This is a genomic window from Rossellomorea sp. ABR4_004 (assembly GCF_056159585.1).
In genome coordinates this window covers 2292333-2305949 of record NZ_JBSWVM010000001.1, presented here as the reverse complement: position 1 = coordinate 2305949, position 13617 = coordinate 2292333, and the positions used below count along the sequence as shown (strand labels likewise).

Genomic DNA, 13617 nt, shown 5'->3' with positions numbered 1-13617 from the left:
AAATGGAGGAAAGAACGGTTTTCATTTAGTCTAACTTATAATTTTTTTGATGAATTGGCTAAAGTTTGCTGTAAAGGCACGATTATTAAGGAGGATTTCTTTGGGATTCGAAGAAGAGTACCAGGCTTTTATGAATGCTCACTTTCAGGAAAGAAACGGTGAACGGTTGAGGCGTTTACAAGAAGGTCACAATCAGGCTGAAAAGTTGTTTTTGAAGCAAGTCTGGTGGCCTTCATTTTATCATTTTCGGTATCTTCATCCAGAGTTTGAAATCAATGATTTTAAGGATGGAAAACGGTATTTAGATTTTGCTTACATTCGTCCAGCCATCCGGATTTGCTTTGAGGTCGACGGGTATGGCCCTCACTTAAGGAATATAAGCAGATGGCAATTTTCCGACAGTCTGGAACGTCAAAACCAGTTGATGATTGACGGTTGGACTGTAATCAGCTTTTCTTATGACCAAGTTAAAGAAAAACCTCGTCGATGTCAGCAGGTTGTTCAGCAAGTGATTGGCCGATGGCTAGGTGATGAGCTGGATCAGACTACTCTATCCTTTGCTGAAAAGGAAGTGCTTCGGCTAGCAATTCGACAAGGAAAAGCTATATCCCCTATAGAAGTTGAGAAGTATATGAAGTTAAGTGACAAGACGGTAAAAAAATTACTTACTCAATTAGTTGATAAAAAGATGTTGATTCCCTCATCTGGGATCAAGAGAATCCGCTCTTATCGCTTGGGGAATCAAATTAAACACCCAATCTGATAAATAGACGGAAAAATTCCGCATAATTAGTAACTAGAATTGAAAATAGCTTAAATAGACGGAGGAATGCCGTCTATAGACTCAAAAAACGTGAAAATGTGGAATTGTACTTTGCATAATCGGAAAAATTCCTCTTAAATACCTCTAAAAAGAGCTTCAACCTGTATTTAACTTGAGAAACTCCGCTTAATTTACATCCGCTGGTTAACTCAATGATGGACATGAATTCTTATTTATAAAGAAGTGAGAAATGGGTTTTTCAATAATTTAATCATACTTCCATTGTCACAATAAGCGTTAACTGTTTCTCCTCATCCCATACAAAATAAATAAGGATTCAAAAAAAGAGAGAGGAGCATTATTTAGCTCCTCTCTCTTTTTTACTTAGACATAGAAAAGCCTTCCTCATCTTTCACTGCATCAGCATACTCATCAAGCAGAGCACGAACTTCATCGGTGGATTCTGATTCCATCAGACGATTTCTCAACTCACTTGCTCCACGGAATCCTCGAACGTAGATCTTAAAGAAGCGGCGAAGCGGTTTGAATTGCCGCGGTTCGAGTTCTTCAGAGTATTTATCATGAAGATCGAGCTGCAGTCGCAGGAGATCGAGCAGTTCCTGGCTGGTATGCTCTCTCTTCTCTTTTTCGAAAGCGAATGGGTTATGGAAGATCCCCCGTCCGATCATAATGCCATCCACGCCATATTTCTCCGCGAGTTCAAGTCCCTTCTGGCGGTCAGGAATGTCTCCGTTGATCGTTAGAAATGTATGAGGGGCAATTTCATCACGAAGTTTCTTGATCTCCGGAATCAATTCCCAGTGAGCATCTACGTCACTCATTTCCTTTTTGGTACGGAGGTGAATGGACAGATTAACAATATCCTGTTCCAACAGGTGCTTCAGCCAGTCGTGCCATTCCTCCACTTTAGTATAACCAAGACGGGTCTTCACACTGACGGGAAGTCCTCCCGCTTTGGCTGCCTGGATGATTTCCGCTGCTACATCCGGGCGGCGGATCAGGCCGGAGCCTTTCCCGTTTGCTGCGACATTGTGCACAGGGCAGCCCATATTGATATCAATTCCGCGAAAGCCCATTTTAGCCACACCGATACTCGTTTCACGGAAATATTCGGGCTTGTCCCCCCAAATATGGGCGACGATCGGCTGTTCATCTGCAGTGAACGTAAGACGCCCGCGTACGCTGTCTTTTCCTTTCGGATGGCAGTAGCTTTCCGTATTCGTAAACTCTGTAAAAAACACATCAGGTCTCGCCGCTTCACTCACGACATGACGGAAAACGACATCGGTCACGGCTTCCATCGGTGCGAGAACAAAAAACGGCCGAGGCAACTCATGCCAAAAATTATCTTTCATAATATATTTAAACCCTTTCCTTAAGGAAAACATGTTCCCAAAATTAAAAAGTAAAGTCCTTCAGTTTTATCCATTCCCAGTTAGACTGGATTTCAACCAGTATATACTTTAATAGTAAAAAGAGAAAAGTGCAAGGGGATGATTCGTCGTGTTTCTTCATGACTAAAAGAAATGGAATTAAAGAAAGAAGAAAAAAGGGTCGTTTGCCTAGCAAGCTAACGCTACGCACACTGGGGACTGGCCATTTTTGCTGAAAAAAACCATACTATGTAAGTGAAAATTTCACTCATTATCTGTAAAAAATTGCTATAATAATTCTTAAGGCTGCAGGGAAATCCTGCATATTGAATGACAGTAAAGGGGAGCGGCTAATGTCTGAATACAATGAAAACCCGTTAATGAAGAATGATGAAAAGAAACCAAAGATCAAGGTGGAAAGAAAAGAAGGGGAACCGACTTCCGCATTTAAAGGGGCAAGTTGGGCAGCTTTGGTAATAGGTCTTTCCGCTTACCTGATCGGCCTGTTCAATGCAGGAATGGAATTGAATGAGAAGGGGTATTACTTTGCAGTGTTGGTATTCGGACTGTATGCAGCTGTATCCCTGCAAAAAGCGGTAAGGGACAAGGAAGAGGATATCCCTGTTTCGGGCATCTATTACGGGCTCAGTTGGTTTGCGGTGATTGTAGCCATTTCCTTGATGGCGATCGGACTTTATAATGCGGGTAGTATCATCTTAAGCGAAAAAGGATTTTATGGTATGTCATTTGTTCTTAGCCTATTTGCTGCTATCACCATTCAGAAAAATATCCGGGATACGCAGGTGGCCAGGGAAAGAGATTAATAATAAAAGGGAAGGGTTGTACTGTTAACAGTACAACCCTTAGTCATTATAAATACCCCGAACCGTTCCATATAAAGGACGGTTCTTTCAAAAAATTTATAGGAGATCATAATGCTAACCATTCGACAAATTCACCCAAAAGACTTTCCGTTTGGAAAAAAAGTGTTTTATACCTATACATCTCAGAAATATTATCATCTACATAGTGAAAAAACAGAAAATGGCTGGAGTTTTTCTTTAAAGGAAGAAACGTTTGAAACACCTTTTGTAAAAGAGTTAGAGGAAGAAATTTTTGAACCTTATAAAGAAGGATCTGAAGTCTATTTGGCAGAATGGGATGGAGAAGAAGCTGCCATTATGGTGATTCAGGAAATGGGATGGAATCATACTTTGTTGATTCATGATTTGTATGTCCAATCCCGATTTCAACGACTTGGAATTGGTAATAGCTTAATCGCGGCAGCGAAGAAAAGAGCCGATGAATTGAGTGTCAGGTCCATCATGTTGGAAACGCAGACTTCCAATTACCCTGCTGTACAGTTTTACTTGAGAAATGACTTTGACATGATTGGTTTCAATACCATTTCCTATTCAAATGATGATGTCAAGAACAAGGAAGTGCGCATTGAAATGGCCTATCTTCCGGAAGACCGCAAATAGATTGGACTGAGTGTAAAAAATAGTACGATCCGTTTAATGTGATCAGGTTCCCCCAGGGGCTTTAGATGATGGACGTAGGAAGAGATTCCTATGTCCATGTTTTTATTTACTAGGTTACCAAGTCTTTGAAAACGGACTTTGCACTTTTTTAAAAGCTCTAAATAGTATATAATTATCAGATAATGGTAGATATTTTGATCACTAAATCAGTATAATAGATTGTGGTATGGTTATAACAGAACAGGTGAGTTCCAGGGTGGCGCCTTGCTTTAAGTGAGACCGGGCATGAGCGCTTACTCTTTTCTGAAAATATAAAGAGTAAGGAAGGTTATCATGAGCAGCATACAGAAAAAAACAGACGTTATTTTAATTGGTGCCGGAGTCATGAGCGCGACTTTGGGATCTTTGCTGAAAGAGTTAGCACCGGAATGGGAAATCAAAGTGTTTGAGAAACTCGCAAGTGCAGGTGAAGAAAGCTCGAATGAATGGAATAATGCGGGGACTGGGCATGCTGCATTATGCGAGCTCAACTATACGTCCGAGAAATCTGATGGATCGATAGATATAAGTAAAGCGACTAAAATCAATGAGCAGTTCCAGCTTTCAAGACAGTTTTGGTCTTATCTTGTAAACAAAGATTTGATAGGTAATCCGCAAGACTTTATCATGCCTATACCTCATATGAGTATGGTGCAAGGGGAAAAAAATGTAGCGTTTTTGAAAAAACGATTGGAAGCGCTGTCAAGTAATCCCTTGTTTCAAGGGATGGAATTTTCCGATGACCCTGAAAAACTGAAGGAGTGGATTCCGCTCATCATGGAAGGCCGTACATCGAATGAACCGATAGCGGCAACGAAAATCGACTCCGGGACGGACGTCAACTTCGGGGCTTTAACACGAATGATGTTTGATCATTTAACGAGGCAAAATGTCGAGATAAACTACAAGCATAGTGTGAAGGATATTAAACGTACCAGTGACGGATCTTGGGAAGTCAAGGTGCATAATATCGACAGCGGTAAAATCGAACATCACACGGCAAAGTTTGTCTTTATCGGCGGTGGAGGCGGAAGTCTTCCTCTACTTCAAAAAACCGGTATCCCTGAATCAAAACATATTGGAGGATTCCCGGTAAGCGGACTGTTTATGGTATGTAACAATCCGGAAGTAGTAGCGCAGCATCATGCCAAAGTATATGGTAAAGCCAAGGTGGGGGCTCCCCCGATGTCCGTTCCGCATCTTGATACACGATATATCGATAACAAAAAGTCGTTACTGTTTGGACCGTTTGCAGGATTTTCGCCCAAGTTCTTAAAAACGGGATCAAATATGGATTTAATCGGTTCCGTCAAACCGAATAACGTCCTCACGATGCTCGCGGCAGGCGCCAAAGAGATGTCGTTGACCAAATATCTGATCCAGCAAGTGTTGTTGTCGAATGAAAAGCGCATGGAAGAGCTTCGGGAGTTTATTCCTAACGCCAAAAGCGAGGATTGGGATATCGTAGTGGCCGGCCAGCGTGTTCAGGTGATCAAGGATACTGAGGCAGGCGGGAAAGGAACTCTTCAATTCGGTACAGAAGTAGTCAGTTCCGCTGATGGATCGGTAGCAGCATTGCTTGGTGCTTCACCAGGTGCTTCCACTGCTGTTCACGTTATGCTTGAGGTCTTTGGTAAATGCTTCCCGCAGCATATGAATGAGTGGGAGCCGAAACTGAAGGAAATGATTCCTTCTTATGGTGTGTCACTAGTGGATAACCCGGAGCTGTTTAAAGAAATTCATACTTCAACAGCAGAGACGCTTGGTCTAAATGGGAAAGAGCTAGCTTATAGTTAATGCCGTGCAAACTTAAAATATATTTGAAATAAACCCAAGCCCATGGTTTGGGTTTATTTCGTGTAATCTACCAGAATTCCATCCGTACATAGAAAAGCTTAAAAATAGCACGAAATGTTTAACACCAAACAATGATTCTATAAGGGGTCGTTTGAGCAGGTATACTCATCGTGGCGGGCCCATAGATCACGATCAGATTCCGGTTGCCAGGGTACTTTGAAAAGGATTGTCCGTTGGTTAATACCATTTGAGTAAAGGGGGATAGATTTAATCTTAGCATGCCATCGCTGCTCTCCAACTGTGAGTTGAAATAATCAACTTTTACATTTTGAGATGTGCTTTCCTTTACCATGACAAGTGCACGATATTGTGGTGGATAAATAAGAGGAACAGGAGCGTTCCCATCATAATATCCGGTTACCCTATCCCCTACAGCCACCATTACATGGTCCACAAAATAGGTGGTTGGTGACACGACAAAATTCACCGAACCACCTGCTCCATCTTCTACAGATATTAATTTATAACAGCCTTCCCCTTCTCCATTTTGCCCTGTCATAAAATCACTGATCATGGTGATGGTACCGTAAAAAGACATGAATTTTACCATGAAAATTCTCCATTCATATTTGATTTGAATGGTCCGGTATTGAAGTTATGCTTTCCCTGCAAAACTACGGACAAGCCGAAGAAAAACAGATGACCCTCAACACAATATAGTTTTATCACAACGAGATTATCACACATAGTGAAAAAATAATTACTTTCTTCTTTTGTAAAGATTTCATGAAGAAAGCCCTTTAATAGAGGGTTTTCCGATAGCATCTAAGAATGTATACCTCTAAACAGATTTCTTCAAAGGGGTGTCAAACATGAAGTGGAATGCTGCTATTCGAAAGCCTTATCTTATGAGAGTATGGGAAAATTATCCGAAAACTTGGAAATTTATGATCGATATAGGGATTTTAGTAAAGTACAAAACATTGAATATAAAAAAGCTGCCTAAAACGTTAACACTGCCCAGTTCCACGATTCTCTATATAGATTCTGAAGAAAATCGGGGAAGGGCACTCCTGATCAGCAATGGGGTGACCCAAAAAAGGCTCGATCGATTCTGGTCCATGGCTGTGAAGATAATGAATCCCGACCTGGTCATCGATGTAGGCGTGAATTATGGGGAGTGTATCTTCTCTACTCAGTATCCACCCGGGACCAGGATAATAGGCGTGGAGGCGAACAGCCGTTTAATACCTTTTATTGAACAATCTAAAGAAGCACATCCTAACCGGTCACAAATAGCCATCTACAATGCGATTGCCTCGGATAAAGACAATGAAGAAACGGTTTTTTTTGTTGATAGGCATTGGTCTGGTACCTCTTCAGCCACGTATGAACCTTCTCATAAGTTAATAGATAAGGTACCTGTCCAGTCCATCACCATTGATACCCTTTGTCATGATCAAACCTATGAAACAGTCCTCTTTAAAGTGGATGTTGAGGGATATGAAGCGTTTGTCTTAAAAGGGATGACTAACCTTTTCAAAACAAGTAAGTCAATCCTTGGATTCATTGAATTCAATAGTGAATACCTTGAAAAGCTGGGTATCAGTGTAGATGAGTTTCTCCTGATTCTACAAACGTACTTTACGATCTTCGTATATAAGGAAGACCATAGTTTGGTAAAGGCAGCCCATTACAACTACATGGACCTGAAAAATTTGTTTGGAACGGATTATATTCATACTGATTTTTTATTGGTGAGTGATGAATCCTTTATCGAACGACTGCATATAAGCTATGTGTAAAGCTCCACCTCATCCCGGGGTAGATTTTTTTATTCTCGATAGTGGATGATCAGGTCAGAAAATAGAAATTCGTCTCACATAGAGACGGATTTCTTATGATACCATTCATAAAACGTACCCGCTTCCTCTTTTGAAACACCAAACAACAAACTCTCATGAGTCGGATTTGCCCGATTCGAGAACATGATGGTAGCCACTCCGAACTTACGATCAAGCCAGGCATGTTTCACAGTCACCTGCTCGATCCGGTCACGATGGGTGACGAAGGTTTCGTTCAACCAGCCTCCCTTTCGAATTTGGACGGTTTGATCATGGCGGGTGTAGCTTGTAAACCAGTAATCAAGGATTCGGAGGAGGATGGATACTCCAAAGACAATCCCCGCGATCCAAATCCATTCCCTCTTAAAGATCCATAGGCCCACTACAGCAGCAATCGTCAAATAATACGGTTGGAAAAGCTTCAGCCAAAGGACCTTTAGTGGGAAGCGTTCCATCTCCTCTTTGATCGGGTAGTGGGGAAGGATGGTGTGCAGCATATCATAAGCTTCACGTTTTGGCATGAAAGGATATAAAGAACTTATTTCCTCTTTTTCACCTTCAGAGGAGCCGGCACTGATCAACTTGATCGAAACAAGCCCCAGTATCCTTTTCACAATGGATTGTTCCACTCTGACAGCCTGTACTTTATTCTTTGGAATCGAATAGCTGACCTCATTCCCAATTCCTTTTTTAATATAAATCCGTTCCTCGTCATCACTAATGACATAGTTTCCATACTTCATATACGTTTTGACAAAGCCAATGAAGATGGACAGGATCATGGCAGCAAGAAAAAGGACGATCAGGATCCACACGTGATCGAGCAAGTAGTGCCAGGCACTTTCTGCTGATTCTTCGATGGAAAAGAAATCGGCCAGATTGAAATAGATGGCACTCAGTAATGGGAAGATCGCCAGGAAACTGAGTGACGTGAAGGATGCTTTAATCAGATCTTTCCTGGTCGCTCGAAAGTGTACTGTGTGTTCCGGCTTTTTACCATCTTCTGATACATCTTTGTTTTGCTTCTGTTCGAGATAAGATAAAATGCGAACTTTCTCTCCTTGTGTGATGACGGGAAATTCAAATCGGGCATTTTCTCCACTCGTCCCTGTCTCCATGGTTAAAGAAGTTAATCCAAACCAGCGATGAATGAAGGTGGTATTGGATCTATGGCTGTGGATCCGATCCCAGGAGAACGTTTTTTGCTTTTTAACGAACATCCCTTCTCTAAAGAGGATGGTTTTATTACTTAATTCATAGCGGTTGAAGGTCCACTTGGCAAAGATGGATAGTACAGATACCGCTGTTGCAGCCAGCAGGGTGTAGCGGCCCCATATCACCCACCCGGCTGTTGAATTCGCTTTAAGTAGGAACAGGAGGATATAGAACCCGAATAGGCCCTTCGCGGTCGATACTAATTCCACGATGATATAGGCTGGGTGATATCGTTTGGCAGTTTGGATCATGCTCCCATTTCTCCTTCCTTTGGATCTTTATCCCGAATCTTTGCGAAGGTGGCAATTTCTGCTTTCAATATCTTCGCTACATTTGCCGGTATGGCAGGTATTTTGTGACTGGAGGTCGTAGTTCCGATTTCAAGGTCATAAAGGTCATAGCGACGCATGATGGGCCCCTGTTCTGTGCGGACGTATTCCACTTTCTCCATGGGTATTAGGATATGCTGCTGCTGAAACTTCCCGAATTTCAACTGAACGAATTCCTGATCTACCTGATAGCGCCAGGTTCTTTGCAGGTAAGTGGGTTCAATGAAGATAGAAATTATGGAAGAGACAATGAAAAGCCCTCCAAGAATGTAAAGAACGATTCCGATCCAGTCGTACCAATCGAATCGGTCACTGCATATCATCAGGGCTCCTATGATGAGCAGTGTTGTTGTATGTCCGATCGTGTTGGATATTCGCCAAACTTTAGTGGCTTTTATTGATATGGTTTGTGTTGGTTCAGTTATGTTTATGTACATTTTTTCACCTCTGACTTAAAATACGTGTTTAATATAAGAAAAGTTTCAGAACCTGGAAAGTAATAGTTGTGAAATAGGTTTCATTTTACAAAAATTGTGATAATTAATTAATAGTTCGTATTATTCATTGATAAATAATATATCGAATAGGTAAAAAGGATTACTTGCATATACTAAAAATAAACAGATTCTATCATTCTGACAAAATTTCATCCATGTTATAGTTAAAAAGATTGGAAAATTTTATGAAGAGTAATCAATTGAGGTGAAGGTCCTTGTCTTTATATTTTTACTACGGGTTGTTAAGGGAAAAACGTGAGCAACTTCAAAGGCTTCAGGCGTGTCAGAGCAAACTTCAAGGCAACAAACAGGAATTTTCAAGTTATCGGGAATCCATTACAAATCCTGAATTATCTGCATTCACATGGCAAGGGACGCTTGCAAATAAATTTGATGAAATAAGGGTTGAAGGAATGCTTCATTACTTTACAGATATTGAAAATAACCAGTTTAGTGAAGTGTTCTCTATGCTGAGCAGTAAGATGCAAACTATAAGAAGTGAAATCCAGGCGATTGAACAGACCATTCATAGGTTGGAATCTGAAGCTGAAGCAACAGTTGAATAGAAAGAAAAGTAAGTGGGAGGTAGCTTGTATGGGTAATGAAATCAGAGTAGTGCAAGGTGAGATAGACCACCACCTTTCAAAAATTAAGTCCTCTGCAGAATCTCTTCAACCGGATGTACCTAGTAACATTGGACATGAAAATCGCCTGGAAGTGGTAACAAAATTGAACGAGTTGAACCAAAGCATGGAACAGATGGTACAGAGTTATAAAGAATTGCTTATGCGAAATGAAGAATTGACACGACAGGCTGTCCAGGATATGGCGGATGCCGATCAGGAACTGTCTTCACATATCAAAGCCAGGTAAGGAGAGAAGTTGGGATGAAAACACTGGATGTCATGTCTCTGGATTCAGGAATAGAACAAGTGCTTCAAAAGTTAACCCAGCAAAAAGAGCAGATGATCGAAGTCGAATCAGCCATAAATGACTTTATTTCTCAAGATGCCTCTTTCAAAGGAAAAGGGGGTCAATCGATACGGTCTTTTTATCAGGATTCTCATCAATCCTTTCTGGGGTTCTATCAGCAAATGGTGACAACATATGAATCTACCCTGAAAGCCATTAAAAATGAATTACAAGGGTTGGAGCCAGCCCAAAATGGATATATACAGGAAAGCTTTTTACAGAATGACATGGAAAACGGATTAAATCGGGGAAGAGATGTGGTCATGGACTTAACAAGTGAGTCCAATGAAACGATTCAAAGTGTTCAAGATATCGTCTCATTACCAAGATTACAGGATGATTCTTTCCTTCAGCAGGTTCACGTTGCGAGGCAGCAAAAAGATCAAACCGTCGAAAAACTTCACCAGTTTGATCAAAGTCAATCCGCCAACCTGGAGCCCATTCAACAGGACGTCCACACCATGAACCAATACATCCACCAAATCCAGGGTCTTTTCTCCAACGGGAAAATTTCGATCGATACGTATCAGCCCAACAGCTGTTACAACCCTCAATATGAGTCCGATAGCGGGTCGACAAACCCTTATTTAGAGCTGACCAACAATCCCCGATTTGTCGAGAATGGGGTTGAAGCGGCTGATACGGTGAATGGATTGCAACCGGAATGGGATCCTACGCCGACACTAGGGATCAATTTTGATCAGTGGCGAGAGCAGCCGATTAACGCGGCGACGAATTTGGGTATTGCGACTGCTGCCGGGTATGGGGCGGCGAAAGGTGTGAATCTAGCCAGAAAAGGTTTTGGTGTGACGAAAAGCAGTTATACTACAGCACAGGGTAAGGATAGGGTGAGGGTAAAGGTAGATAGACCGGAATTATACAATGTGAAGAAAAGAACCTATTCAGGTACGAATGCCACAAACTATACAAAGCTCTATAAATTTGTCGATCCCATGACCAGTGTCAAAGAGTCATTTAAGTGGGCTGGAAACAGAATCGGTTACATCGGTGTGGGAACAACTGTTGTTGGTGATATCATCCACGGGGTTCAGCATAAACAGTCTGGTAGTGAAATTGCTGGAAATGTAACAGGAGATGTCGTGGTGGCAGGAGCATCCATTTGGGGTGCCGCCTATGCAGGAGCACAGGCAGGTGCCTATGCAGGAACATTAGGTGGTCCAGTTGGTGTAGCGGTAGGTGCAGTTGCAGGGGCTGTAGGAGGGATAGTGGTTACCACCTTATTAAGTGATTTAAAGCTTATGGATGTTGATGGTGATGGCGAGAGTGATTCAATTGGAGATGCAATTAAAAAAGGTACAACAGGGCTTATTGATAAAGTCGGCTCATGGTTTAGTTAAAAAGTTTAAGTGAAAAATTATAAGAGGTGGCAGTGTTGAACAAACATCGAGATATAGACCCAATAACATTATCTTATCTGAACTTACAAAGACCATTGGATAATAGAAGAAATATCATTGCTTTTTTCATCTTTTTTTTAGATATTATAGGGTTACTTCCTATATTGGGGGAACCCTTCTCGTTTGCTTTTTTCTGGCCGGCGATCATTCCGGTGGGCTTATTACATGTTTGGGCGATACTGTATGTAGTGGAACCCTATAAATTTGAGAAATCATATCACCTGTTTTTTGGCGTATACGGAGTGGTGAATACCTATATATATTTTTTGGTTATACAAAAATTTTTATATGTGAATATTGGTGTTGTTAGCAGGGTTCCTTTTATTGCGGGTCTGGTATTGATGCTGGGATTGTTAGTATCCTTTCAAATATTTAATCACAAAATGCTGTATTCCGGTTCATATGCGAAGCTGCAAAAGAAAGGTACTAAGATGAAACTATCACCAATTATAACCACTTCAAGCATAGGCTATGTAGTAGCTCAAATTCTCATTTCTTCTTTCATGACGGAATCTGTTTTTATCATTATCATTATTACAGGAGTATCAATTTTGTCATTACTGACCGCTTTCTTTTCAACGTCGCTGCACCGATACTATTTTATCCGAAAAAATGAACATATAGTAAAAAAAGTATATCCTCAATTTGGTGTACCAAAAAGACTTAGAAAAAATGGTTAATTTGAATTATAGATTGTTATATTTGGAGGGATGACTAACATGTTCTTAAAAAAGAAAGAAACAAAAGAAAACCGTTTTTGCATCGCCATTTTCACAGAAAAAGAAATGAGTGATGAAGATTATGACTACCAATCAAACAAAATCTTGGATGCAACAGAAGAATATGTGGTGGTTGTGACAGAGATTGAACCGCAAAATGAAATGGTCGAGGAGTTAAAGAATGCTTTTCCTGACACTAAAATAGAAGTGCCAAGTTACGGCGTCTACAAGTTTGACTCTGAAAAATTAGATGAAGAAACAAAAAAGATGGAGAAGAGGAACAAGTGGAAAAAGTTCTTTAACAACATCCATCCTGATGAGTACCTTATCGTTGAACATAAAGTAATGTACGATATCAAACAGGTTTTATATTATACGACAGATATTAACAAGGTCATATCATATATTCATGAAAATAAAAAAACAGGTTAAAGGGAACACAAATGAAAAAACAGAGTGAAGTCTCAACCTTTTACCTGCAGAATTTACAATGCCCCATAGAAAACAGAAGAAACGTAATTGGTTTTTTAGTAATAAGCATGGACTTCTTAGGTTTATTGCCGCTTCTGAGTATTCCCTTTTTTGCCCCGTTATTTTGGGCCGCTCTTATTCCGATAATATGTATCCATATTTGTGCTCTTTTATATATAATTGCCCCTTATAAATTCGAAAAGTCTTATTACTTGTATCTTGGTGTCTTTGGAATTGTAAATACGTTTGTGTATTTTCTGGTGATTCAGAAGTTCTTATATAGGCATGTTGGCGTTGAAGGTAGCAGTTATTTTGTAATAGGGATACTATTAATGTTTTTGCTACTGGTTTCAATACAAATTATTAACGCAAAAATGCTATGTTCAGGTACATATACTAAACTTCAAAATGGAGAATCAAAGTTTAATGTATCTTTAATAATAGCCGCTTCAAGTTTTGGATATATTATTGCGCAATTTCTGATGTCGTATCTGGTTACTGATTCTGCCTATATGATTGCTATGATCACAGCTTACTCTGTCGCATCCATCTTACCAGCTTATTTATCGACTTATATTCATCGGTTTATATACATTCAAAACAATTATGAAAAAGTCATAAACAGTTATCCTGATTTCGGAAAACCGAAAACATCGAGGAAATTCGGTTAAGGCA

The 13617-nt window shown here is 40.4% G+C and carries 15 protein-coding genes; 11 read left to right on the top strand and 4 right to left on the bottom strand.

Features of this window, described 5'->3' with window-relative positions:
• The first annotated feature begins 100 nt into the window (after window positions 1-100).
• Entirely contained in the window at window positions 101-763 is a 663-nt protein-coding gene (locus ACXAF2_RS11640; RefSeq protein WP_475138847.1) for a DNA-binding response regulator, read from the top strand.
• 380 nt (window positions 764-1143) lie between these two features.
• On the opposite strand, the gene ACXAF2_RS11635 is transcribed toward ACXAF2_RS11640, so the two are convergent.
• On the bottom strand, window positions 1144-2139 hold the full coding sequence (locus ACXAF2_RS11635) for a tRNA dihydrouridine synthase (protein WP_475138845.1): 996 nt from the start codon (window positions 2137-2139) through the stop codon (window positions 1144-1146).
• Window positions 2140-2510: 371 nt separating this feature from the next.
• On the opposite strand from ACXAF2_RS11635, the gene yiaA reads away from it, so the two are divergent.
• From yiaA to ACXAF2_RS11620, 3 genes are all read left to right on the top strand, one after another.
• Complete coding sequence (gene yiaA, locus ACXAF2_RS11630; protein ID WP_475138843.1) at window positions 2511-2981, top strand: inner membrane protein YiaA; 471 nt, start codon at window positions 2511-2513, stop codon at window positions 2979-2981.
• 111 nt (window positions 2982-3092) lie between these two features.
• Window positions 3093-3641, top strand: coding sequence for a GNAT family N-acetyltransferase (locus tag ACXAF2_RS11625; RefSeq protein WP_475138841.1), 549 nt, complete (start codon window positions 3093-3095; stop codon window positions 3639-3641).
• A gap of 333 nt (window positions 3642-3974) precedes the next feature.
• The gene (locus ACXAF2_RS11620; protein ID WP_475138839.1) at window positions 3975-5477 is read left to right on the top strand and encodes a malate:quinone oxidoreductase; all 1503 of its coding nucleotides are present in this window, start codon (window positions 3975-3977) and stop codon (window positions 5475-5477) included.
• A gap of 118 nt (window positions 5478-5595) precedes the next feature.
• On the opposite strand, the gene ACXAF2_RS11615 is transcribed toward ACXAF2_RS11620, so the two are convergent.
• Window positions 5596-6087 (bottom strand): hypothetical protein, encoded by a 492-nt coding sequence (locus tag ACXAF2_RS11615; RefSeq protein ID WP_475138837.1) that lies wholly within the window; start codon window positions 6085-6087, stop codon window positions 5596-5598.
• A 262-nt stretch (window positions 6088-6349) separates the two neighbouring features.
• Between ACXAF2_RS11615 and ACXAF2_RS11610 the strand changes: the two genes are divergently transcribed.
• Window positions 6350-7282, top strand: coding sequence for an FkbM family methyltransferase (locus tag ACXAF2_RS11610; RefSeq protein WP_475138835.1), 933 nt, complete (start codon window positions 6350-6352; stop codon window positions 7280-7282).
• Between the two features lie 74 nt (window positions 7283-7356).
• Here the strand turns inward: ACXAF2_RS11610 and ACXAF2_RS11605 are convergent, their stop codons facing one another.
• Together ACXAF2_RS11605 and ACXAF2_RS11600 are read right to left on the bottom strand one after the other, a co-directional pair.
• On the bottom strand, window positions 7357-8787 hold the full coding sequence (locus ACXAF2_RS11605) for a PH domain-containing protein (protein WP_475138833.1): 1431 nt from the start codon (window positions 8785-8787) through the stop codon (window positions 7357-7359).
• Window positions 8784-9302: a PH domain-containing protein gene (locus tag ACXAF2_RS11600; protein WP_475138831.1), complete on the bottom strand. Its 519-nt coding sequence runs from the start codon at window positions 9300-9302 to the stop codon at window positions 8784-8786. Before ACXAF2_RS11600 ends, ACXAF2_RS11605 begins: the two co-directional genes overlap by 4 nt.
• A gap of 275 nt (window positions 9303-9577) precedes the next feature.
• Between ACXAF2_RS11600 and ACXAF2_RS11595 the strand changes: the two genes are divergently transcribed.
• From ACXAF2_RS11595 to ACXAF2_RS11570, 6 genes are read left to right on the top strand one after another with little or no spacing between them, the layout of a single operon-like run.
• Window positions 9578-9928, top strand: a complete 351-nt coding sequence (locus ACXAF2_RS11595; RefSeq protein WP_475138829.1) for a YwqH-like family protein — start codon at window positions 9578-9580, stop codon at window positions 9926-9928.
• A 28-nt stretch (window positions 9929-9956) separates the two neighbouring features.
• A complete protein-coding gene (locus ACXAF2_RS11590; RefSeq protein ID WP_324746062.1) occupies window positions 9957-10235 on the top strand; it encodes a YwqI/YxiC family protein in 279 nt (92 codons plus the stop codon).
• A gap of 14 nt (window positions 10236-10249) precedes the next feature.
• Complete coding sequence (locus ACXAF2_RS11585; RefSeq protein ID WP_475138827.1) at window positions 10250-11692, top strand: ribonuclease YeeF family protein; 1443 nt, start codon at window positions 10250-10252, stop codon at window positions 11690-11692.
• 35 nt (window positions 11693-11727) lie between these two features.
• Window positions 11728-12432, top strand: coding sequence for a hypothetical protein (locus ACXAF2_RS11580; protein WP_475138826.1), 705 nt, complete (start codon window positions 11728-11730; stop codon window positions 12430-12432).
• 39 nt (window positions 12433-12471) lie between these two features.
• Window positions 12472-12903 carry a hypothetical protein gene (locus ACXAF2_RS11575; protein WP_475138824.1) on the top strand — a complete coding sequence of 144 codons (432 nt, stop codon included), beginning with the start codon at window positions 12472-12474 and terminating at the stop codon, window positions 12901-12903.
• Between the two features lie 11 nt (window positions 12904-12914).
• Complete coding sequence (locus ACXAF2_RS11570) at window positions 12915-13613, top strand: hypothetical protein (protein WP_475138823.1); 699 nt, start codon at window positions 12915-12917, stop codon at window positions 13611-13613.
• Window positions 13614-13617 lie beyond the last annotated feature (4 nt).

Coding starts and splice junctions, on each gene's coding strand:
- ACXAF2_RS11635 (WP_475138845.1), bottom strand. CDS start 2,139: ATGAAAGATAATTTTTGGCATGAGTTGCCTCGGCCGTTTTTTGTTCTC.
- yiaA (WP_475138843.1), top strand. CDS start 2,511: ATGTCTGAATACAATGAAAACCCGTTAATGAAGAATGATGAAAAGAAA.
- ACXAF2_RS11625 (WP_475138841.1), top strand. CDS start 3,093: ATGCTAACCATTCGACAAATTCACCCAAAAGACTTTCCGTTTGGAAAA.
- ACXAF2_RS11620 (WP_475138839.1), top strand. CDS start 3,975: ATGAGCAGCATACAGAAAAAAACAGACGTTATTTTAATTGGTGCCGGA.
- ACXAF2_RS11615 (WP_475138837.1), bottom strand. CDS start 6,087: ATGGTAAAATTCATGTCTTTTTACGGTACCATCACCATGATCAGTGAT.
- ACXAF2_RS11610 (WP_475138835.1), top strand. CDS start 6,350: ATGAAGTGGAATGCTGCTATTCGAAAGCCTTATCTTATGAGAGTATGG.
- ACXAF2_RS11605 (WP_475138833.1), bottom strand. CDS start 8,787: ATGATCCAAACTGCCAAACGATATCACCCAGCCTATATCATCGTGGAA.
- ACXAF2_RS11600 (WP_475138831.1), bottom strand. CDS start 9,302: ATGTACATAAACATAACTGAACCAACACAAACCATATCAATAAAAGCC.
- ACXAF2_RS11590 (WP_324746062.1), top strand. CDS start 9,957: ATGGGTAATGAAATCAGAGTAGTGCAAGGTGAGATAGACCACCACCTT.
- ACXAF2_RS11585 (WP_475138827.1), top strand. CDS start 10,250: ATGAAAACACTGGATGTCATGTCTCTGGATTCAGGAATAGAACAAGTG.
- ACXAF2_RS11575 (WP_475138824.1), top strand. CDS start 12,472: ATGTTCTTAAAAAAGAAAGAAACAAAAGAAAACCGTTTTTGCATCGCC.
- ACXAF2_RS11570 (WP_475138823.1), top strand. CDS start 12,915: ATGAAAAAACAGAGTGAAGTCTCAACCTTTTACCTGCAGAATTTACAA.